The organism is Streptomyces sp. I05A-00742 (assembly GCF_013055795.1).
Classification (GTDB): domain Bacteria; phylum Actinomycetota; class Actinomycetes; order Streptomycetales; family Streptomycetaceae; genus Streptomyces.
Genome location: NZ_JABETO010000013.1, coordinates 75,405 through 98,410 on the forward strand (window position 1 = coordinate 75,405; position 23,006 = coordinate 98,410).

Sequence of the window (23,006 nt, forward strand, 5' to 3'; positions counted from 1 at the left end):
GAAAAGGTCCTTGAAGCGCTGCGGGCGTCCGTCAAGGAGACGACACGGCTCCGGCAGGAGAACCAGCGGCTCACCGACGCCGCGCGGGAACCCGTCGCGATCGTCGGCATGGCCTGCCGCTTCCCGGGGGACGTACGGTCCCCCGAGGACTTCTGGCGGCTCGTCGACAGCGGCACCGACGCCGTCGGACCGTTCCCCGACGACCGGGGCTGGGACACCGCGGAGCTGTACGACCCCGACCCCGACCGGGTGGGCAAGAGCTATGTGCGGCAGGGGGCGTTCGTCCGCGACGCGGACCGGTTCGACGCCGCCTTCTTCGGGATCAGCCCGCGCGAGGCCGTCGCCATGGACCCGCAGCAGCGGCTGCTGCTGGAGACCGCCTGGGAGGCCTTCGAACGGGCGGGCATCGACCCGGAGTCCGTGCGCGGCAGCCGCACCGGCGTCTTCGTCGGCACCGCGCCCCTCGGCTACGCCACCGGCGCCCGGCAGGGCTCGGACGGCGCCGAGGGGTACCTGCTGACCGGCACGACCGTCAGCGTCGCCTCCGGGCGGCTCGCCTACGTCCTCGGCCTGGAGGGCCCGGCCGTCACCGTCGACACCGCCTGCTCCTCCTCACTGGTCGCCCTGCACCTCGCCTGCCAGTCGCTGCGCCGCGGCGAGTGCACCATGGCGCTGGCCGGCGGGATGGCCGTGATGGCCGAGCCGCGTATGTTCGTCGAGTTCAGCCGGCAGCGCGGGCTGGCGCCCGACGGCCGGTGCAAGGCGTTCGCCGCCGGGGCCGACGGCACCGCCTGGGGCGAGGGCGGCGGCGTCCTGCTCGTCGAACGGCTGTCGGACGCCCGGCGCAACGGGCACCCCGTCCTCGCCGTGGTCCGCGGCTCCGCCGTCAACCAGGACGGCGCCTCCAACGGGCTGACCGCGCCCAGCGGCCCGTCCCAGCAGCGCGTCATCCGCGAGGCGCTGGCCGACGCCGGGCTCACCCCCGGCGAGGTCGACGCCGTGGAGGCGCACGGCACCGGCACCGCTCTCGGCGACCCCATCGAGGCCCAGGCCCTGCTCGCCACCTACGGCCAGGACCGGCCGGCCGAACGGCCGCTGTGGCTGGGCTCGGTGAAGTCCAACATCGGCCACACCCAGCTCGCCGCCGGCGTGGCCGGGGTCATCAAGACGGTCCTCGCGATGGGCCACGGCACCCTGCCCCGCACCCTGCACATCGACGAGCCCACCCCGCACGTCGACTGGTCCTCCGGCGCGGTGTCCCTGCTCACCGAGCCCGTGGCCTGGCCGGAGACCGGACGGCCGCGGCGGGCCGCGGTGTCCTCGTTCGGCATCAGCGGCACCAACGCCCACGTCGTCCTGGAGCAGGGCGAAGGCCTGTCCGTACCGGCCGAACAGCCCGCGGAAGAAGGCCCGTTGCTGTGGGCGGTGTCGGCCCGCGGCCCCGAGGCGCTGCGCGCCCAGGCCGCCAGGCTGGCGGACGCCGTCCGCGCCCACCCCGAGTGGCGGCCCGGTGACCTCGCCCGGTCCCTCGCCGGCCGCCGCGCCGCCCTGGAGCACCGCGCGGTCGTCACCGGCACCACCCGCGAGGACCTGCTCGGCGGCCTCGACGCCCTGCGCTCCGGGACCTCCGGGCCCCACCTCGTCCGGGGCACCGTCCTCCGCGCCGCCAAGACCGCCTTCCTGTTCACCGGACAGGGCGCCCAGCGCATCGGCGCCGGCGCCGAACTCCACGCCACCCAGCCCGACTTCGCCCGCGCCCTGGACGACGTCTGCGAAGCCCTGGGCGACGGCCTCGGGGCGCAGACCCGGGCCCTCGTCCTCGGCACCGGCGACCCCGCGCTCCTCGACGGCACCCTGCACGCCCAGACCACCCTGTTCGCCCTGGAGACCGCCCTCTTCCGGCTCCTCGAATCGTGGGGGCGGCGTCCGGACGCCGTCCTCGGCCACTCCATCGGCCAGTTGACCGCCGCCCACGCCGCCGGGGTGCTCTCGCTCCAGGACGCGGCCACCGTCGTCGCCGCCCGCGGCCGCCTGATGGCCGACCTGCCGACCGGCGGGTCCATGACCGCCGTCCAGGCCGACGAGGACGAGGTGCTGCCGCTCCTGGAGGGCCGCGCCCACCTCGCGTCCGTCGCCGCCGTCAACGGCCCGCGCGCCGTCGTCGTCTCCGGCGACGAGGAGACCGTGCGGGACATCGCCGCCCGGTTCACCGCCGACGGCCGGCGCACCAAACGGCTCCACGTCAGCCACGCCTTCCACTCCCCGCACATGGACGGCATGCTCGACGCGTTCCGGGCCGTCCTGGACCGCGTCACTTTCCACGAGCCCGTTCTGCCGCTCGTCTCCGACCTCACCGGCGGGACCGTCACCGGCGCCGAGGTCCGCACCGCCGACCACTGGGTCCGGCACGTCCGCGAGACCGTCCGCTTCCACGCCGGCGTCCGCCGCCTCGTCGCGCAGGGCGTGCGCACCTGCCTCGAACTCGGGCCCGCCGGTGTGCTGTCCGCCCTGGCCCAGGAGAGCGCGGCAGAGGACGGCACGGACCTGGTGGCCGTCCCCCTGCTGCGCCCCGACCGGCCCGAGCCCGAGACCGTCCGCACCGCCGTCGCCCACGCCTGGGTCCGCGGCGCCCGCGGCGGCCTCGCCGCCGTCCTGCCGGAGGGCCCCGCGCCCCACCTGGACCTGCCCACCTACGCCTTCCAGGGCGAACGCCACTGGCTCCGGCCCGCGGAAGGCACGGACGGCACGGGCGGTCCCGCCGCCCTCGGCCTCGACGCGTCGGGCCACCCGCTGCTCGGCGCGGCCGTCCGGCCGGCCGACGACGACCGGCTTGTGCTCACCGGCCGCGTCTCCACCCGCTCCCACCCCTGGATCGCCGATCACGTGGTGCTCGGCACGGTCATCGTCCCCGGCACCGCCTACCTCGACCTCGTCCTCGACGCCGCCCGCCGCGTCGGCTGCGGCACGGTCGAGGAGCTCAACCAGGAAGCCCCGCTGATCCTCACCGGCACCCGCCCGGTCGCCGTCCAGCTGACCGTCGCCGTCGGGGGCGCCGACGGCGACGGCCGGCGCACCGTCGGCCTGCACTCGCGGCCCGACGACGGCACCNGCGCCCCCGACGGCGACGGCCGGCGCACCGTCGGCCTGCACTCGCGGCCCGACGACGGCACCGGGCAGCCGTGGACCCGGCACGCCCACGGCACCGTCGCCCCCGGCGAGCCCGAGCCCGCCCGCGACCTGGGCGGCGACTGGCTCCCGGCGGACGCCGTCCCCGTCGACCTCACCGACTTCTACCCGGCGGTCGTCGCCGACGGCTTCTCCTACGGGCCCTCCTTCCGCGGCCTCCGCGCGCTGTGGCGGTCCGGCGACGAGGTGTTCGCGGAGGTCACCCTGCCGGAGGAGGGCCGGGACGGCGCCGAGGGGTACGGGGTGCACCCCGCCCTGCTCGACGCGGCCCTGCACGCCGGACTCGTCGGCAACACCGGCGACACCGTCCGCCTCCCCTTCTGCTGGAACCACGTCGCCCTCCACACCACCGGCGCCACGGCCCTCCGCGTCCACCTCGCCCCCGCCGGGCCGGACGCCATACGGCTGACGGTCGCCGACGCGGGCGGCACCCCCGTCCTCACGGCCGGCTCCCTCCAGGCCCGCCCGGTCTCCCTCGCCCAACTGCGCGCCGCCCGCCGCGACGACGCCCTGCACGAGGTGCGGTGGACCGCCGCGCCCGACGCCGAGCCCGGCACCCGGGCCCGCACCTGGGCCGTCGTCGGCGACGGACTGAAGGGCACGGCCGACGCCCTGCCCGCCGGGGACACGCTCGACGCACACCCCGCGCTCGACGCCGTCACCTCCGTCCCCGACGTGGTCCTGGCGGCCGCCCCCGCGCCCGGCGGAGAGGTACGGGAGACCGTCCACGCGACCCTGGCACTCCTCCAACAGTGGCTCGCCGACGAGCGGTTCGCCTCCTCCGTTCTCGCCGTGGTCACCCGCGGCGCGGTCGCCACCGGGCCGGACGACGGCGTCCCCCACCCCGAACAGGCCGCCGTCTGGGGCCTCGTCCGCGCCGCCCAGGCCGAGAACCCGGGCCGCTTCGTCCTCGCCGACCTCACGGCGGACGACGAGGTGAGCCCCGCACTGCTCCGCGCAGTGCTCTCGGGCGAGCCCCAACTCGCCCGGCGGGCCGGGACCGTACGGGTTCCCCGGCTGGTCCCGGCCCGCCTGTCGGCCGCCGCGGAACCGGCCGTCCTCGACCCCGAGGGCACCGTCCTCGTCACCGGCGGCACCGGCGCGCTGGGCGCCCTCGTCGCCCGGCACTTGGTGGCCCGGCACGGCGTCCGCCACCTGCTGCTGCTCGGCCGCCGCGGGCCCGACGCCGACGGCGCGACCGGCCTCGTGGCCGAACTGGAGGGTCTGGGCGCCCGCGTGACCCTCCGCTCCTGCGACGTCTCCGACCGCACGGACCTCGCCGCGGCGCTCGACGGCATACCCGCCGCCCACCCCCTGACCGCCGTCGTGCACGCGGCCGGCGTGGTGGACGACGCCGTCGTCCCCGCCCTCACCCCGGAGCGCGCCGACACCGTCCTCGCCCCCAAGGCCGACGGCGCCCGGCACCTCCACGACCTCACCCGGGACCTGCCGCTCGCCGCCTTCGTGCTCTTCTCCTCCGCCACCGCCACCCTCGGCGGCGCCGGACAGGGCACCTACGCGGCCGCCAACGCCTACCTCGACGCCCTCGCCGAACACCGCGGCGCCCGGGGCCTGCCCGCCCTCTCCCTGGCCTGGGGCCCGTGGGAGGGCACCGGCGGCATGGCCGACGCGCTGGACGAGGCCGGCCGGCGGCGGATGCGCCGCTCCGGCGTGCTGCCGCTCCCGGCCGACGAGGGCCTGGCCCTCCTCGATGCCGCCCTCGCCGGGGACCGGCGGACGCTGCTGCCCGTCCGGCTCGACACCGCCGCCCTGCGCGCCGCGGCCGCCCAACTGCCGCCCTTGTTCCACGGCTTGGTCCCCCCGTCCGTCCGCCCGTCCGGGGACACCGGACCGGGCGCCGACGGGGAGCTGCTGCAGCGCCTCGCCGGGCTGGACGCGGCAGGGCAGGACCGCGTCCTGCTCGACCTCGTACGCACCCAGGCCGCCCAGGTCCTCGGCCACGCCGGTGCCGCAGCCATCGCCGCCGACCAGCCGTTCGAGGAGCTGGGCTTCGACTCGCTGACCGCCGTCGAACTCCGCAACCGGCTCACCGCCGCCACCGGCGCCCGGCTGTCCGCGACCCTCGTCTTCGACTACCCGACGGCCACGGCCCTGGCCCGGCACCTCCGCGAAGGGCTGCCGGCGGAGGGCGTCCCCGCCGCCAGGACCGTCCTCGACGACCTCGACCGGCTGGAGACCGCCCTCGCCGCGCTCGCCCCGGACGACCCCGACCGGAACAGGGTCGCCACCCGGCTGCGGGCCGTCGCCGCCCGGTGGGACGACGACAGGACCGCCGACGGGGAACCGGCGTTCGGCGCCGACCTCGCCGCCGCCGACGACGACGAGGTCTTCGACTACATCGAGAAGGAACTCGGAATTTCCTGACCGCTCGGGAACCGTGCCGGAAATCTGTGAAGGGTGTTGCGTCCATGGGGACCGAGGAAAAGCCTGCCGGCGGCGCGCAGCCGCGCACCGAGGACAAGCTGCGCTACTACCTCAAGCGCGTCACCGCCGACCTGGGGGAGACCCGGCGGCGGCTGGAGGAGATGGAGGCCGTCGCCGGCGAACCCATCGCCGTCGTCGGTATGGCCTGCCGCTTCCCCGGCGGCGTCGCGGGCCCGGAGGACCTGTGGCGGCTGGTGGCCGAGGGCCGCGACGCCGTCGCGCCGTTCCCCGACGACCGCGGCTGGGACCTCGACGCGCTCTACCACCCCGACCCCGACCACCCGGGCACCTGCTACGCCCGCGAGGGCGGATTCCTGGACGACGCCGACCGGTTCGACGCCGCGTTCTTCGGCATCGGCCCCCGCGAGGCCCTCGCCATGGACCCGCAGCAGCGACTGCTCCTGGAGACCTCCTGGGAGGCGCTGGAACGCGCCGGGATCGACCCGGAGGTGCTGCGCGGCAGCCGCACCGGCGTCTTCGTCGGCACCGGCCACCAGGAGTACGGCGCCCTCCTCCAGCGGGCCACCGAGAACTTCGAGGGCTACCTGCTGTCCGGCAGCGCCGCCAGCGTGCTCTCCGGCCGGCTGTCGTACGTCCTCGGCCTGGAGGGCCCGGCCGTCACCGTCGACACCGCCTGCTCGTCGTCGCTGGTGACCCTGCACCTCGCCTGCCAGGCCCTGCGGCGCGGAGAATGCACCACGGCACTGGCCGGCGGCGCGGCGGTCATGGCCTCGCCGGGCATGTTCGTCGAGTTCAGCCGGCAGCGCGGAATGGCCCCCGACGGCCGGTGCAAGGCCTTCGCCGCCTCCGCCGACGGCACCGGCTGGGGCGAGGGCGTCGGCATGCTCGTCCTCGAACGGCTCTCCGACGCCCGGCGGAACGGCCGTCCGGTCCTCGCCGTGGTCCGCGGCTCCGCCGTCAACCAGGACGGCGCCTCCAACGGGCTGACCGCGCCCAACGGCCCGTCCCAGCAACGGGTGATCTGGCAGGCGCTCGCCGACGCCCGGCTCTCCGCCCGGGACGTGGACGCCGTCGAGGCGCACGGCACCGGCACCTCCCTGGGCGACCCCATCGAGGCCCAGGCCCTGCTCGCCACCTACGGCCAGGACCGGCCCGCGGACCGGCCGCTGTGGCTCGGCTCGCTCAAGTCCAACATCGGCCACACCCAGGCCGCGGCGGGTGTCGCCGGGGTCATCAAGACGGTCATGGCGCTGCGCCACGGCGTCCTCCCGCGCACCCTGCACGTCGACGAGCCGACACCGCACGTCGACTGGACGGCCGGCGCGGTGGAACTGCTGACCGAGCACCGGGACTGGCCCGAGACCGGACAGCCCCGGCGCGCCGGCGTGTCCTCCTTCGGCGTCAGCGGCACCAACGCCCACGTGATCCTGGAGCAGGCGCCGGACGCCGCCCCCGTCGCCCCCGCCGGCGACGCCGGGGTCCTCCCGTGGCTGCTGTCGGCCAAGCACGCGGGCGCCCTGCGCGCCCAGGCCGGGCGGCTCGCCGCACACCTCACCGCCGGGCCGGAGACCGACGCGGCCGCCGTCGGCTGGTCGCTGGCCTCCGGCCGGTCGACCTTCGCCCACCGGGCCGTGGTCATCGGCCGGGCCGACGAACTCATCGACGGAGTCCGCGAGTTGGAGTCCGGCGGTGCCGCGCCGGGTGTGGTGACGGGCGAGGCCGGGGCCGCGCACGACGGTGCCGTCTTCGTCTTCCCCGGGCAGGGCTCGCAGTGGGCGGGCATGGCCGTTGGGCTGCTGGACACCAGCGAGCCCTTCCGGGAGAGCGTCGAGGCGTGCGAGCGGGCGCTGAACCCCTTCGTGGACTGGTCGCTGACGGACGTCCTGCGCGGCGCGCCCGGCGCCCCGGGGCTGGAGCGCGTCGACGTCGTCCAGCCGGTGCTGTGGGCCGTGATGGTGTCCCTGGCGGCGCTGTGGCGGTCGGTGGGCGTGGAACCCGTGGGCGTGGTGGGTCACTCCCAGGGGGAGATCGCCGCCGCCTGCGTCGCCGGCGGGCTGACCCTGGAGGACGGCGCCCGGGTGGCAGCCCTCCGCTCCCGGGCCATCGGCGAGATCCTCTCCGGCGCCGGCGGCATGGTGGCCGTGACCCTCGGCGCCGACGCCGTAGCGGACCTGCTCGACGGGCTCGGCGACCGGGTGTCCGTCGCCGCCGTGAACGGACCGCTGTCCACGGTCGTCTCCGGCGAACCGGCCGCCCTGGAAGAGCTGTTGGCCCGCTGCGAGGCCCGCGAGATCCGCGCCCGGCGGATACCCGTCGACTACGCCTCCCACTCCGCCCAGGTCGAACGCGTCCGCGACCGGATCCTCGCCGACCTCGCCGACCTCGCCCCCCGCACCGGAACCGTCCCCTTCCACTCCACGCTCACCGGCGAGGTGACGGACACCGCCGGCCTGGACGCCGACTACTGGTACCGCAACCTCCGCGAGACCGTCCGCTTCGAGCCCGTCGTCCGCGACCTCCTCGACCGGGGCCGCGGCGCGTTCGTCGAGTGCAGCCCGCACCCCGTCCTCACCGTCGGCATCGAGGAGGCCGCCCAGGAGGCGGACACCCCGGCCGTGGCCGTCGGTTCGCTGCGCCGCGACGAGGGCGACTGGCGCCGCTTCCTCACCTCCATGGCCGAGGCCCACACCCGCGGCCTCGCCGTGGACTGGACGCCCGCCTTCCCGCCCGCCTCCCGCCGCCTCGTCGACCTGCCCACCTACGCCTTCCGGCACCGCCGTTACTGGGTGGAGACCCGGCCGGACACCGCCACCCACCCTGCCCCGCTGCCGGCGGGGCGGCAGGGCGAGGAGGAGGCGGCGGACGAGCCGGACACCGCCGCGTCCGCGCTGCGCCGCAGGCTCGACGCGCTGCCCGAGGCGGAACAAGTGCGGGTGCTGGTGGACATGGTGGCCGCGCACGCCGTGGCCGTGCTCGGGCAGGACGTGACGGTCGAGCCCCAACGGCCGTTCAACGAGCTGGGGTTCGTGTCGCTCACCGCGGTGGAACTGCGCAACCGGCTGCGCGCGGCCACCGGCCTGCCGCTCCCGGCGACGGTGGTCTTCGACCACCCGAGCGCCGAGGCGCTGGGCCGCCACCTCCTCGCGGAGCTCCTGGGCGGCGGCGAGAGGGCCCCCCTGGCCGTGGCGGCGGGGGCGGACGACGAGCCGATCGCCGTCGTCGCGATGGCGTGCCGCTTCCCGGCGGGGATCGCCTCCCCGGAGGACCTGTGGCGGCTGGTGGACGCCGGGGGCGACGCGATCACCCCGTTCCCCGACGACCGCGGCTGGGACGTCGACGCCCTGTACCACCCGGACCCGGCCCACCCGGGCACCACCTACACCCGCGAGGGCGGCTTCATCGAGGGCGCCGACCGGTTCGACGCGGGGCTGTTCGGCATCAGCCCCCGCGAGGCGCTGGCGATGGACCCCCAGCAGCGGCTGCTGCTGGAGACCGCGTGGGAGGCGTTCGAGCGCGCGGGCATCGACCCGAAGTCGCTGCGGGGCAGCCGCACGGGCGTGTTCGCCGGCTCCAGCGGGCAGGACTACACGTCGCTCGTGGCGGGCACCGCCGAGGGGCTGGAGGGGTACGTCCTCACCGGCAACGCCGCCAGCGTGATCTCCGGACGGCTGGCCTACACCTTCGGCCTGGAGGGCCCGGCCGTCACGGTCGACACGGCCTGCTCCTCCTCGCTGGTGGCCCTGCACCTGGCCTGCCAGTCGCTGCGCTCGGGCGAGTCGACGCTCGCCCTCGCGGGCGGGGTGACGGTGCTGTCCACCCCACAGGCGTTCGTCGGGTTCTCCCGGCAGCGCGGACTGGCGCCCGACGGGCGCTGCAAGGCGTTCTCGGCGGACGCCGACGGCACCGCCTGGGGCGAGGGGGCGGGACTGCTCCTCGTCGAGCGGCTGTCCGACGCGCGGCGCAACGGCCACCCCGTGCTCGCCCTCGTCCGGGGCACGGCCACCAACCAGGACGGCGCCAGCAACGGCCTCGCCGCCCCCAACGGCCCGTCCCAGCGGCGCGTCATCGCCCAGGCGCTCGCCAACGCCCGGCTGGCCCCGGCCGACGTGGACGCCGTGGACGCCCACGGCACCGGCACCCCCCTCGGCGACCCCATCGAGGCCCAGGCGCTGCTCGCCGCGTACGGCGGGGACCGGCCCGCGGACCGGCCGCTGTGGCTGGGCTCGGTGAAGTCCAACATCGGCCACACGGCCGCCGCGGCCGGCCTCGCGGGCGTCATCAAGATGGTGAAGGCGATGGAACACGGCGTCCTGCCCAGGACGTTGCACGCCGACGAGCCCACCCCGCACGTGGACTGGTCGTCCGGCGCGGTCTCCCTGCTCACCGACGCCCGGCCGTGGCCCGACGCCGGCCGCCCCCGCCGGGCGGGCGTCTCCTCGTTCGGCATCAGCGGCACCAACGCGCACGTCATCCTCGAACAGGCACCGCCGGAGACCGCGCCCGAGGAGCCCGCACGGGACGGGCACGCCCCCGCACTCGTCCCCTGCCCGGTCTCCGCCCGCACCGACCAGGCGCTGCGCGCCCAGGCCGAGCGCCTGCACGCGTTCGTCGCCGCCCGCCCGGAGCTGGACCCGCTGGACGTCGGGTACGCGCTCGCCACCACCCGCAGCGCGCTCGAACACCGGGCCGCCGTGCTCGCCGCCGACCGCGAAGGGCTGCTCACCGGACTCGCCGCGCTGGCCGCCGGCACCCCGGCGCCGCACGTCGTCCGCGAGGTCGCCGCCGGGGGCAGAACCGCGTTCCTCTTCCCCGGCCAGGGCAGCCAGCGGCCGGGCGCGGGCCGCGCCCTGTACGCGGCGTTCCCCGCCTTCGCCCGCGCGCTGGACGAGGTGTGCGACCACCTGGACCCGCACCTGGAACGCCCGTTGCGGGACGTGATGTTCGCCGAGGAGGGCACGCCCGAGGCCGCGCTCCTGGACGACACGTCGTACACCCAGCCCGCGCTGTTCGCCACCGGCGTCGCGCTCGCCCGGCTGCTGGAGGGCTGGGGCGTCGTCCCCGACCGGCTCGGCGGGCACTCCGTCGGCGAACTGACGGCCGCCTGCGTGGCCGGCGTGCTGTCCCTGGAGGACGCCTGCGCCCTGGTCGCCGCCCGCGGCCGGCTGATGCGGGCGTCGTCGCCCGACGGCGCCATGGCGGCGGTCGAGGCCGGAGAGGACGAGGTGACCGCCGTCCTCGCCGAGCTCTCCGTCGACGGCACGACCGGCATCGCCGGGCTCAACGGCCCGTCGGCCACCGTCGTTTCGGGCCCGGGCGCCGACGTGGACCGGGTGACCGAGGCCTTCGCCGCCCGCGGCGCGCGCGTCAAGCGGCTCAGGGTGACGCGGGCGTTCCACTCGCCGCTCATGGACGAGGTGCTGGACGGGTTCGCCGCCGTCGCGGCCGGGCTCACCTACCACGCGCCGCGCGTCCCCCTGGTGTCCAACGTGACCGGCGCGACGGCCTCGCCGGACGAGGTGTGCTCCCCGGACTACTGGGTGCGCCACATCCGCCGCCCGGTGCGGTTCCACGACGGCGTCCGGCAGCTGGCGGCGGACGGCGTGACGACCTTCCTCGAACTGGGCCCCGGCGGCGTCCTGTCGGCGCTGGTCCGGGACGGCCTGGCCGGAGGGGACACCGCCGCCGCGGCCGTGCCCCTGCTCCGGCACGGCCACGACGAGGCTACCGGCGTGATCACGGCCCTCGCCCGGGCCCAGGCGCGCGGCGCGGACGGCCCCGGCCGGTCGCGGTTCCACGCGGAGCACGGCGCGCGGCGCGTCGAACTGCCCACGTACGCCTTCCAGCGGCAGCGCTACTGGCCCGACACCGTCTCCACCTCCACCCCGGGCCCGGACACCCCGGCCGTGAACGTCCCCGCCGAACCGGCCCCGGCGTCGTCCCTCCGGGAGCGTCTGTTGTCCCTCCCCGGAGGCGAACGGGAGGAACTGATAACGGAGTTGGCCGCCACGCACATCGCCGCCGTCCTCGGCCACCCGACCACCGAGGCGGTCGAGGCGAGCGTCGGCCTCCCCGAGCTCGGCTTCGACTCGCTCGCCGCCGCCGAACTCCGCGCCGCCCTCCAGACGGCCACCGGACTGACCCTCTCCTCCTCGCTGGTCTTCGACCACCCCACCCTCAAGGCGCTCTCCGCCCACCTGCTGGCCGCCCTGGAGGAGGAGCCGGCCGGCGAGCCCGGCACCGGGACCGGCGACGGCACTCTCGCCGCACTCGCCCTCCGGGCCGGGGAACTGGGTGAGTTCGCCGCCTTCCAGGGCCTGCTGAGGACCGCCTCCCGGTTCCGTCGGACCTTCGGCTCGGGGGAGCGGAGCACCGCCCGCCCGGAGCCCGTCCGGCTCTCCCGCGGCCCGGCGGACACCCGCCTGCTCTGCTTCCCGTCGTTCGCCGGCCGCTCCGCCGCCCACCAGTACGCCCGGCTCGCCGCGGCGGCCCGCGGCGGGGCCGAGCTGTGGGCGCTGCCCGCACCCGGCTTCGTCCGCGACGAGGACCTTCCGGAGAGCCTCGAAGCGCTCACCCGCCACCACGCGGACGACGTCGAACGCTGCGCCCCCGACGGCGCGTTCACCCTCCTCGGCCACTCCGCGGGCGGCTGGATCGCCCACGCCGTCGCCGCCCGGCTGGAAGCACAGGGCACCCCGCCGCGCGCGGTCGTCCTGCTCGACAGTTACCTGCCGGGCAGCGCGGCACTGACCGCGATCCAGGAGGAGATCGGACGGCAACTGCGCACCGGCGGAGGCTCCCTCGGCCCCGGCGACGACCGCTGGGACGACACCTGCCTGACCGCGATGGGCGGCTACGACCGGCTGTTCACCGGCTGGCGGCCGGAACCGCTGACCACACCCGTCCTCCACCTCCGGGCGGCCGAACCGCTGCCGGCCTTCCCCGCCGACGGCTGGCAGGCCGTGTGGCCACCCGCCCGGGACACCGCCGAGGTGCCCGGAGACCACTTCACCCTGGCCGGCGACCGGGCCGCCACCACCCTGCGGGCCGTCCTCGGCCTGCTCGGCCCGGCCTGAGACCGCACCACCCGAACCCGTACCGTCCACCAACCACAGCGAAGGACACCACACCCATGAGCATCGATCAGGTCCGGCCGGAACCCGTGGACCAAGCCGTCATCGACGGCCAGGCCTCCTACCACCGGCGTGCGCTCGCCTTCTACGACCTGGTCGTCTTCCGCGGCAGCGCGCCCCTGTTCTGGCGCTGCTCGCCGCGCAACTTCCACCGGATGTACGAGACCTGCGCCGGTGAAAAGCACCTGGAGGTCGGCGTCGGCACCGGCTACCTGCTGGACCACTGCCCCTTCCCGGGCCCCGACCCGGACATCACCCTCGTCGACCTCAACCCCAGCACCCTCGCCTACACGGCCCGCCGTCTGAAGCGCTACCGCACCACCCAGGTCCGGGGGAACGCCCTCGAACCGCTGCCGGTGCCGGAGGCCTCCTTCGACTCGGTCGCCCTGAGCTTCCTGCTGCACTGCATCCCCGGCAGCCTGCGCGAGAAGGGCATCGCCTTCCGGCACGCGGCACAGGCCGTGCGGCCCGGCGGCTATGTCTTCGGCAGCACGGTCCTCTCCCAGGGCGTCCCCGTCACCCGCGCCGGCCGCTCGCTGATGGACAGGCTCAACGCCAAGGGCGTGTTCCACAACGCCGAGGACAGCCTCGACGACCTGCGCGACCAGCTCACCGAGCACTTCACCGACCACGAACTGGTCGTGCGCGGCTGCGTCGGCCTCTTCCGCGCCCGCGCGGCCCGCTGAGCGGAGGAACCCGGCCATGGCACACCGCTGGTACCCCATCGAGGAAGCGGGCGACGCGTTCCTCACCTCGGCGCCCATGCGCCACACGCGCACCGTCGACCTGCCCTTCCCGCCCGAGGAGACCTGGGCCGTACTGACCGGCGACGAGGCGTCGAGCTGGACCCGGGGCATGGAGAAGCTGCGCTGGACGTCCGAACGGCCCTTCGGCGTCGGCACCACCCGCGAGATCAACATGAGCGGCAACTTCGTCCTCAAGGAGCGCTTCTACCGCTGGGACGACGGACACCGCAAGACCTTCACCGGGGTCGAGGCGTCCCGCCCGATCTTCCGGCGGCTGGTCGAGGACTACGAGGTCGAACCGGCCCCGAACGGATCCCGGCTCCGCTGGCGCTGGGCCGCCGAACTCCGCGCCCCCTGGAGCCTCGGCCCCGTGCGGTACGCCCTCGACCGGTTCTTCTTCGCGCCGACGGGCCGGTCGCACATCGACGGGCTGCGCACCTACATGACCACCCGGCGCTGAACCGCGGGGCACCGGGGCAGGGATGACGGCGGCGGGGCCGACACCGGGCGGCGCCGCGACACGAACGACCGAACGACCGAACGACACGAGCGGGAACGACCGGAAAAGAGGGCGTGGGCAACCATGTGCGGTATCGCAGGCTGGATCTCCTTCCAGCGCAACCTGGAGGGCGAAGGGCCCGTACTGCGGGCCATGAACGACACGATGGCCTGCCGCGGCCCCGACGCCGAGGGCACCTGGCTGTCGCGGCACGCCGCACTGGGCCACCGCAGGCTGGCCGTCATCGACATCGAGGGCGGCGTCCAGCCCATGGTCGCGCAGACCGACGACGGGCCGGTGGCCCTCACCTACAGCGGTGAGGCGTACAACTTCACCGAGCTCCGCGACGAACTCCGGCGCCTCGGGCACGTGTTCCGCACGGCCAGCGACACCGAGGTCGTCCTCCGCGGCTACCTGGAGTGGGGCCCGGGCGTCGCCGACCGGCTCAACGGCATGTACGCCCTGGGCATCTGGGACAGCAGGACCGAACGGCTCGTCCTCATCCGCGACCGGCTCGGCATCAAGCCCCTCCACTACCACCCCACCAAGGACGGTGTGGTCTTCGGCTCCGAGGCCAAGGCCCTCCTCGCCCACCCCCTGGTCGAGCCGGTGGTCGACGCCGACGGCCTCCGCGAGCTGTTCGGCTTCGTCAAGGCCCCCGGGCGGGCCGTCTGGTCGGGCATGCGCGAGGTACGGCCCGGCACCGTCGTCACCGTCGACCGCGGCGGGCTGCGGGAACACGTCTACTGGACCCTGGAGGCCAGGGAGCACCCGGACGACACGGAGACCACCGTGCGCCGGATCCGCGAGCTGCTCGACGACACCGTCGCCCGGCAGCTCGTCGCCGACGTCCCCCAGTGCGTCCTGCTCTCCGGCGGCCTGGACTCCAGCGCGCTGACCGCCCTGGCCGGCCGGCACCTGGCCGAACAGGGCGGGCGGACCCGCACGTTCACCGTCGACTTCACGCAGAGCGAGGAGTTCGCCCCCGACGATCTGCACGACACCCAGGACGCCCCCTTCGCCCGGGACGTCGTCCGGCACGTCGGCACCCTCCACCAGGACATCCGCCTCGACCACCAGCAGCTCGCCGACCCCGCGGTCCGCAGGGCCGTTGTCACCGCCCGCGACCTGCCGTTCGGCTTCGGCGAGGCCGACAACTCGCTCTACCTGCTGTTCAAGGCGATCCGCGAGCACTCCACCGTCGCCCTGTCGGGGGAGTCGGCCGACGAGGTCTTCGGCGGCTACCCCTGGTTCCACATCCCCGCCGTCCAGGAACGCGCCATGTTCCCCTGGGTCACCGCCTCGTCGCTGGACCCGTCCGGCCACCCCACCAAGCTCATCGACCCCGACCTGCTGCTCCGCACCCTGGACGTGCCCGGCTACTGGGCCCAGCGGTACGCCGACTCCGTGGCCGCCATACCCGAGGTGCCGGGGGAGGACGCGCGGGAACGCCGCATGCGTGAGTTCTGCCACGTCCACCTCACGAGCCTGCTGCCCATGCTGCTGGACCGCAAGGACCGGATGAGCATGGCCGTCGGTCTGGAGGTCCGCGTCCCCTTCTGCGACCACCGGATCGTCGAGTACGTCTACAACACCCCCTGGGCCATGAAGACCCACGACGGCCGCGAGAAGAGCCTGCTGCGCAGCGCCACCCGGGACGTCCTGCCGCGCTCCGTCGCCGAGCGCGTCAAGGCCCTGTACCCCCGGACGCAGGAGCTCCGCTACGTCTCCGCGCTCCAGCGGCAGGTCTCCGACCTGCTGGCCGAGGACCACCAGGCCGTCGCGTTCTTCGACCGCGCCGCCCTCCGCGACGCCGCCCACGGCGCGCCCGAGGCCGTCCGCCGCGACGCGCGCGACGCCTTCGAGCGCGTGCTCGACCTGGCCGTCTGGTTCGACGTCCGCCGCCCGATCGTCAAGCTGCCCTGAATCCGAGGAGGACGCACCCATGAGGGTCAACAACGAGGTCTACGACCAGCCGGACTCCTGGTGGCGCGACGACCGCCCGTTCGCCACGCTCCAGGAGTTCACCCCCGCCCGCTTCGCCTACTTCCACGACGTCCTCACCCGGCGGCTGCGGATGGACCTGAACGGCCTGTCCGTCCTCGACATCGGCTGCGGCGGCGGCCTGCTCGCCGAGGAGTTCACCCGGGCCGGCTGCCGTGTCACCGGCATCGACCCGTCCAGGCCGTCCCTGGACGCCGCGGCCAAGCACGCCGCCGGGCAGGGACTCGACATCACCTACCAGCAGGGAACCGCGGAGCAACTGCCCTTCCCGGACCACAGCTTCGACCTGGTCTACTGCTGCGACACCCTGGAGCACGTCACCGACGTCGACCGGGCCGTCGCCGAGGCGGTCCGGGTGCTGCGGCCCGGCGGCCACTACCTCTACGACACCATCAACCGGACCTTCGCCTCCTGGCTGGTCATGGTGAAGATGGCCCAGGACTGGCCGGCCGTCAGCTGGGCCGAGAAGGACCTGCACGTCTGGCGGCAGTTCATCAAACCCGACGAGCTCTACCGGATCTTCGGCCGGCACGGCCTGCGCAACCAGGGCCAGGCCGGCTTCTCCTCCAGCCGCCGCCCGCTGGAGGTGCTCCGGCTGCTCCGCCGCCGGGCCCGCGGCCACATCTCCTACGGCGAACTCGGCCGCGAGTTCCGGCTGGGCACCAGCACCGACATCTCCGTCATCTACGCCGGATACGCCCGCAAGACCGGAGGGAGCGCGGATGCCGGCCTGTGACCACCCGGCCGGGGACACCGCCGACGTCCGGGTCCCCGTCCTCATCGTGGGCGGCGGCCCCGCGGGCCTCGCCGCCTCCCTCGCCCTGTCCCGGTACGGCGTCCGCCACCTCCTCGTCAACAAGCACCGCGGGACGGCCCACACCCCCCGCGCCCACCTGCTCAACCAGCGCACCGGGGAGATCCTGCGCGACCTCGGCGTCGAACAGCGGGTGCTGGACCGGGCGACCCCGCCCGAACTCCTCGCCAACCACGTGTTCATGTCCACCTTCACCGGCACCGAGGTCGCCCGGCTCGACGCCTACGGCAACGGCCCGGACCGGATCGGTGACTACCGGGCCGCCAGCCCCGCCCGGATGTGCAACCTGCCGCAGCACCTGCTGGAACCGATCCTCGCCGAGGCGGTCGAGGAGGCCGGCGTCGGCGAACTCCGCTTCGGCCAGGAGTTCCTGTCCCTGACGCAGGACGAGAAGGGCGTCACCGCGCTGGTCCGCGACCGCGGGTCGGGCCGCGAGTACACCGTCCGCTCCGACTACCTCGTCGGCGCCGACGGAGCCCGCAGCCGCGTCCTCCGGCAGCTCGGCCTCGGCCTCACCGGCGCCGACGGGGTCGCCCAGGCCGTCTCCGTCTGGTTCGAGGCCGACCTGAGCCGCTACGCCGCCCACCGGCCCGGCATCCTCTACGTGGGCGCCGTCCCCGGCCGTCCCCCCACCGACGGCCGGGTCTTCGTCAGCGTCCGGCCCTGGGACGAGTGGGTCTTCCTCTCCTTCCCACACCCGGACGAGCCCCTCGACCTCGACGACCACGAGGCGGTCCTGGCGCGCATCCGGGAGAGCATCGGCGACGACTCGATCCCCGTCCGCATCAAGAACATCTCCCCCTGGGAGGTCAACGGGACGGTCGCCGAACGGTACTCCGCCGGGCGCGTGTTCTGCGTCGGCGACGCCGTCCACCAGGGGCCGCCCACCAACGGCCTGGGGCTGAACTCCGCGGTCGCCGACTCGTTCAACCTCTGCTGGAAGCTCAAGCTGGTCCTGGACGGCCCGGCCGGACCCGGACTGCTGGACACCTACCACAGCGAACGGCACCCGGTCGGCCGGCAGGTCGTCGACCGGGCCTTCCGCAGCATGGCGGACCTCCTCGCCGTCCCGCAGGCCCTGGGCTTCACCGAGGGCCAGAGCGCGCGCGAACAACTCCGCATCCTGGGTTCCCTGCACGACGACACCGAGGAGGCCCGCGCCCGCGGCGAGGCCCTCGCCGCCGCCACCCGCCGCATCAACTACCAGGTCAACGCGCACGGCGTCGAACTCGGCTACCGCTACCGGACCGGCGCCACGGTCCCGGACCACACCCCGGAACCGGACCCCGACCGCGACCCCGAGCTCTACTACCGGCCCACCACCTGGCCCGGCGCCCACGTCCCGCACGCCTGGCTGGAGGACGGCCGCCGCCGCTGCTCCACCCTCGACATCGTCGGCCACGGCACCTTCGTCCTGCTCACCGGCCCCGGCGGCAAAGCCTGGCACGCCGCCGCCCGCGAGGCCGCCCGCCTCACCGGCGTCGAGCTCACCGTCCGCGTCATCGGCTCCCCGGAGGGCCTGCGCGACCCGTACGGAGCCTGGGCCGAGGTCCGCGAAGTCGCCGCGGACGGCTGCGTCCTGGTCCGCCCCGACGCCCACGTCGCCTGGCGCGCCGCCGACAGCGGCCGGGCGCGCGAACTGCCCGGCGTCATGGCGCGGCTGCTGCGCATCGGCGTCGCGGAGGCGGGCGCCGGGAGATGACCGACGGCCCGCGGCGGCGGCGCGCACCCTCGGCGCGCCGCCCCGCGGCGGACGTCCGCCGGCCGCGGACTCCTCGTCATCCGGGCGAGTTTAGGATCATGGTGATCCACTGAGCTCCGGGGGAGGACCACATGGACGACGAGCTGCGCGGCCGGCTGGACTTCATCACGTTCACCGCGCGCCTGCGCGAGGTCGAGCGGCACAACAACGCCACGGCGTCCCGCAGGGAGAGCGTCGCCGAGCACTCGTGGCACCTCGCGATGGTCTGCTGGGCGCTGCACACCCGGTTCGAGCGGGAGCACGGCGGGGCCCTCGACCTGTCCAGGATGATCAAGATGTGCCTGCTGCACGACGTGGTGGAGATCGAGGCGGGCGATCCGTCCGCCTGGCGGACGGACGGCGACGCCGCCGCCGACAAGGCCCGCACGGAGGAGGAAGTGGCCCGGCGCCGCTTCACCGGCCTCCCGGACGGCCTCGGCGACGAGCTGCTCGCCCTCTGGCACGAGTACGAGCGCGGGGAGACCCCCGAGTCCCGCCTGGTGCGCGGGGTGGACCGGCTGAACCCCGCCCTGATGAGGTATCTCACCGGCCAGGGGTGGGCGGACGTCGGCGCCGACGCCGACGACCTGGACCGGTTGCAGCTGCCTCGCGTCGGCGTGAGCGACGCGCTCACCGCCCTGTACGGGGAGGTACGCGACGCGGCCGTGGCGCAGGGACTGCTGCCGCCCGGCAAGGAAGGCGACGCTCCGTGACCGTTCGGGTGCGAGGTGTCCCCGTGATCCGTGGGTGTGACGGCCGCGCTTGGGGGGACACCCGCTCACGCGTGTAGTTTTTGTAGTACGGCCGCACCGGTCCTCCCGGAGCATGCGGCACGTACTCGTCATCAAGCGCGTGCTGCCGCCCCCCGGCGCCGCCCTGCCGATACGAAGGACGCCCCACCCATGCCCTATGTGCGCCACTGGCTGCGCAATTCCGTCCTGCTGTTCGCGGCAGCGATCGTGCTCGGGCTGACCGCCGCCCACACGTCCCTGATCCAGCCGCACGACCTGGACATGGACCGCACGATCCAGACCAACACCCGCACCGGCTGGCTGAACAACGTGATGGAGGGCGTCAGCTACCTGGCCTCGCCCGTCGCGGGCGTGATCATCCTTGCGCTGTGGAGCGGCTGGCTGCTGATCGCCCGGCGCCGCCCGATCCAGGCCGTGGCCACCTTCCTCGTGGTCGCCGTCGGCTGGAACAGCACCCAGATCGCGAAGGCCCTCGTCGCCCGCGAGCGGCCGCCGCGGCAGTTCTCCCTCGACCCGGAGATCGGCTCCAACAGCTTCCCCAGCGGCCACACCGCCTTCACCGTGGCGATGGCCATCGCCGTGTACTTCCTCTTCCGGGAGTCCCGCCACCGGCGCACCGTCGCCGTCTGCGGCGTCCTCGCGGTGCTGCTGGTCGCCTTCTCCCGTATGTACATCGGCGCCCACTACCCGACGGACACCTTCGGGTCGGTCCTGGTCGCCGGGTCGGCGATCCTCTTCGTCACGGGGGTGTGGCACGCCTGGCTGCTGCCGCGGCTGGACCGGATCCCGCTGCTGGGCCGGTTCGGCCTGGAGCAGGAGCGGGCCGAGCTGGAGGCCCGGCACGGCGGGTACGCGGACGTGCCCGGGCCGGGCGGTCCCCGGCGCCCCGGCCGGCACCGCCGGCACGCCGCCCGCTGAGCCCCCGCCGAGGGCCCGCCGCCTCCCCGGAGGCGGCGGGCCCTCGGCCTTTCCCGGCGGGCGGACCCCCGTCCGCGCCCCCGTGAGCCGTTCCCGTCGCCCTACAAGCCGCTGGGACGGCCCGCCATACTTGGAGTGGGCCGGGGGCGGCACGGCGTAGTCGACGGGGCGGCGGGGCGGGGATGGCGGAGACCAGGCTGATCCAGGGCAGGTACCAGCTGCTCGACAGGATCGGGCGGGGCGGCATGGGAGAGGTCTGGCGCGCCCGCGACGAGTCCCTCGGCCGGCACGTGGCCGTCAAGTGCCTCAAGCCGCTGGGCCCGCAGCACGAACAGTCCTACCTGAGGGTGCTGCGCGAGCGCTTCCGCCGCGAGGCCCGCGTCGCCGCCTCGCTCCAGCACCGCGGCATCACCGTCGTGCACGACTTCGGCGAGAGCGACGGCGTCCTCTACCTGGTGATGGAGCTCCTCGACGGGCGCAACCTCAGCCAGCTCCTGGAGGACAACAAGCAGCACCCGCTCCCCGTCCCCGAGGTCGTCGAGATCGCCGAACAGGTCGGCGCGGCCCTCGCCCACACCCACCGCCAGGGCATCGTCCACCGCGACCTCAAGCCGGCCAACATCATGCGGCTGACCGACGGCACGGTGAAGATATGCGACTTCGGCATAGCGCGCCTCGGGCACGACATCGGCTTCACCGCCCGGCTCACCGGCACCGGCATCGCCATGGGCACCCCGCACTACATGTCGCCCGAGCAGATCGGCGCGCGCGCCGTCGACCACCGCAGCGATCTGTACTCCCTGGGCTGTGTGCTGTACGAGGTCGCCACCGGCACCCCGCCGTTCGACATGGACGACGCCTGGGCGGTGCTCGTCGGCCACCGCGACACCGCGCCCCGGCCCCCGCGCGAATTCCGTCCCGAGCTGCCCGAGGTGCTCGAACGCCTCATCCTCGACCTGCTCGCCAAGGACCCCGACGACCGTCCCGACGACGCCGCGGAACTCGTCCACCGGCTCACCGGGGCGCGGCCGCGCCCCGGGGCCACGGCGGGCCGGGCCTTCCAGGCGGAGGGGCTGCCGCGCCCCGGCCAGGACGGCTTCCGCCCGGCCGAGCCGCCCCGGCTCCCCGCCTGGGCCCGCAATATGACCACCGGCTCCAAGGCCGCGGGCACCGGCACCGTGACGCCGCCGCACGACCCCTCCGCCGTGCTGACCGGCACCTGGACCGCGCCGTGGCGCGACGCGCCGGCCCGCGCGACGCCGGGCGCGGACCCGCGCCTCTCCCTCGGCACGGGCGCGCTCCTCTCCGCCGGGACGGAACGCCCGTCGCCGTCCGCGCCCGTACCGGGACCCGTGCCCGCCGGCGTGCTCGACGAGCTCGCCGCCCGGCACACCGGCGGCCTGCGCCTCGGCCGGGCGGGCCGCTGGGCGGAGGCGGGCGAGACACACCGGGCCGTGGTCGCCGACCGGGAACGGCTGCTCGGCCCGGACCACCCGGACACCCTCGCCAGCCGCTACGAGGTGGCCTTCTCGCTCAGCCGCCTCGGCCGCCCCGAGGAAGCGCTCCGCGAGTTCGCCCGCACCGCCGCCGCCCGGTCCCGGGTGCTCGGCCCCGACCACCCCGACACGCTCGCGGCCCGGCAGGAGACGGCGTACGTCCTCGGCCGGCTCGGCCGCCACTTCGAGGCCCGGGAGGTGTACGCCGACGTGCTGACGGCCCGCGAACGCATCATGGGCCCCGACCACCCCGACACCCTCCGCTGTGCCCACAACCTCGCCTTCAGCCTCAGCAGACTGGGGCTGCTGGAGGAGTCGTACCGGATGGCCCAGGACGTCGCCGTCGCCCGGGCCGGGGTGCTGGGCCCGGACCACCCCGACACGCTCGTCACCCGCTACGAGGTCGCCTACACCCTCGGCCAGCTGGACCGGTGGAGCGACGCCCTGCGCACCTACCGCGACGTCGCGGAGGCCCGCACCCGCGTGCTCGGCCCGGATCATCCCGACACCCTCGCCGCCCGCTACGAGGCCGGCATCTGCCTCGGCCGCCTCGGCCGCAGCGCCGAGGCGCTGGAGCTGTACCGCGCCCTGATCGACGACCGCACCCGGGTCCAGGGCCACGACCACCCCGACACCCTCCGCGCCCGGCACGGCATGGGTGTCAACCTCGGCCGCCTCGGCCGCTGGGAGGAAGCCCTCGCCGAGGCCCGCGACGTCTGCGCCCTCCGCGCGCGCGTCCTCGGCGCCGACCACCCCGACACCCTCGTCAGCCGCCGCGAAGTGGCCGTCGGCCTCGGCTGGCTCGGCCGCTGGACCGACGCCCTGGCCGTCTACCGCGACGTGGCCCAGGCCCGGCAGCGCGTCCTCGGCGCCGACCACCCGGACGCCCTCGCCAGCCGCAACGACGAGGCCCGCTGTCTGCAACAGCTCGGCCGCACCGCCGAGGCCGGCGAACTCTACCGCCAGGTCGCCGCGTTGCAGCACACCCGCGCCACCCGCGGCCGGGTCCCGGGGGCCGGCCCGGGGTAAACGCCGTGCCGGACCCTCACCCCTCGAACGCCTGCTCCGCCGCGAGGCTGTCCTCGTACATGTGATGCCGCGTCACCAGCCCGTTCTCCACCGTCAGGCGCAGCGCGAACCGCGCCCGGTACGTCCGTCCCGTCGGCCGCGCCGTCAGCCGCAGCTCACCCGTCACCACCGCGTCCGCCCCGTCGACGAGCACCCGCTCGATCCGCGTCCCCGTCGCCTCCGGCACGCGGTGCGCCCCGGTCTCCCGGTAGTGCGCCGCCGCGTCCCGCGGGGGAGGGCGCCTAC

Annotated in this window: 10 protein-coding genes and 1 pseudogene; 10 read left to right on the forward strand and 1 reads right to left on the reverse strand. The window is 75.4% G+C overall.

Features of this window, described 5'->3' with window-relative positions; translation table 11 throughout:
- Positions 1–18: 18 nt before the first annotated feature.
- From HN013_RS15120 to HN013_RS15165, 10 genes are all read left to right on the forward strand, one after another.
- Entirely contained in the window at positions 19–5,571 is a 5,553-nt protein-coding gene (locus tag HN013_RS15120) for an SDR family NAD(P)-dependent oxidoreductase (protein ID WP_398979793.1), read from the forward strand.
- A gap of 44 nt (positions 5,572–5,615) precedes the next feature.
- Complete coding sequence (locus HN013_RS15125) at positions 5,616–12,665, forward strand: type I polyketide synthase (RefSeq protein WP_171166655.1); 7,050 nt, start codon at positions 5,616–5,618, stop codon at positions 12,663–12,665.
- A gap of 56 nt (positions 12,666–12,721) precedes the next feature.
- Positions 12,722–13,408: a class I SAM-dependent methyltransferase gene (locus tag HN013_RS15130; protein WP_171166656.1), complete on the forward strand. Its 687-nt coding sequence runs from the start codon at positions 12,722–12,724 to the stop codon at positions 13,406–13,408.
- 16 nt (positions 13,409–13,424) lie between these two features.
- On the forward strand, positions 13,425–13,928 hold the full coding sequence (locus HN013_RS15135; protein WP_171166657.1) for an SRPBCC family protein: 504 nt from the start codon (positions 13,425–13,427) through the stop codon (positions 13,926–13,928).
- Between the two features lie 123 nt (positions 13,929–14,051).
- A complete protein-coding gene (gene asnB, locus HN013_RS15140) occupies positions 14,052–15,893 on the forward strand; it encodes an asparagine synthase (glutamine-hydrolyzing) (protein ID WP_171166658.1) in 1,842 nt (613 codons plus the stop codon).
- 19 nt (positions 15,894–15,912) lie between these two features.
- Positions 15,913–16,707, forward strand: coding sequence for a bifunctional 2-polyprenyl-6-hydroxyphenol methylase/3-demethylubiquinol 3-O-methyltransferase UbiG (ubiG, locus tag HN013_RS15145; RefSeq protein ID WP_171166659.1), 795 nt, complete (start codon positions 15,913–15,915; stop codon positions 16,705–16,707).
- Complete coding sequence (locus HN013_RS15150) at positions 16,694–18,487, forward strand: FAD-dependent monooxygenase (RefSeq protein ID WP_171166660.1); 1,794 nt, start codon at positions 16,694–16,696, stop codon at positions 18,485–18,487. Before ubiG ends, HN013_RS15150 begins: the two co-directional genes overlap by 14 nt.
- A 131-nt stretch (positions 18,488–18,618) precedes the next feature.
- Positions 18,619–19,239 carry an HD domain-containing protein gene (locus tag HN013_RS15155; RefSeq protein ID WP_171166661.1) on the forward strand — a complete coding sequence of 207 codons (621 nt, stop codon included), beginning with the start codon at positions 18,619–18,621 and terminating at the stop codon, positions 19,237–19,239.
- 189 nt (positions 19,240–19,428) lie between these two features.
- A complete protein-coding gene (locus HN013_RS15160) occupies positions 19,429–20,196 on the forward strand; it encodes a phosphatase PAP2 family protein (protein WP_171166662.1) in 768 nt (255 codons plus the stop codon).
- 182 nt (positions 20,197–20,378) lie between these two features.
- Complete coding sequence (locus tag HN013_RS15165; protein WP_171166663.1) at positions 20,379–22,721, forward strand: serine/threonine-protein kinase; 2,343 nt, start codon at positions 20,379–20,381, stop codon at positions 22,719–22,721.
- A gap of 16 nt (positions 22,722–22,737) precedes the next feature.
- Here the strand turns inward: HN013_RS15165 and HN013_RS15170 are convergent.
- Positions 22,738–22,986, reverse strand: a pseudogene (locus HN013_RS15170) (nuclear transport factor 2 family protein); the annotation flags it as partial.
- Positions 22,987–23,006 lie beyond the last annotated feature (20 nt).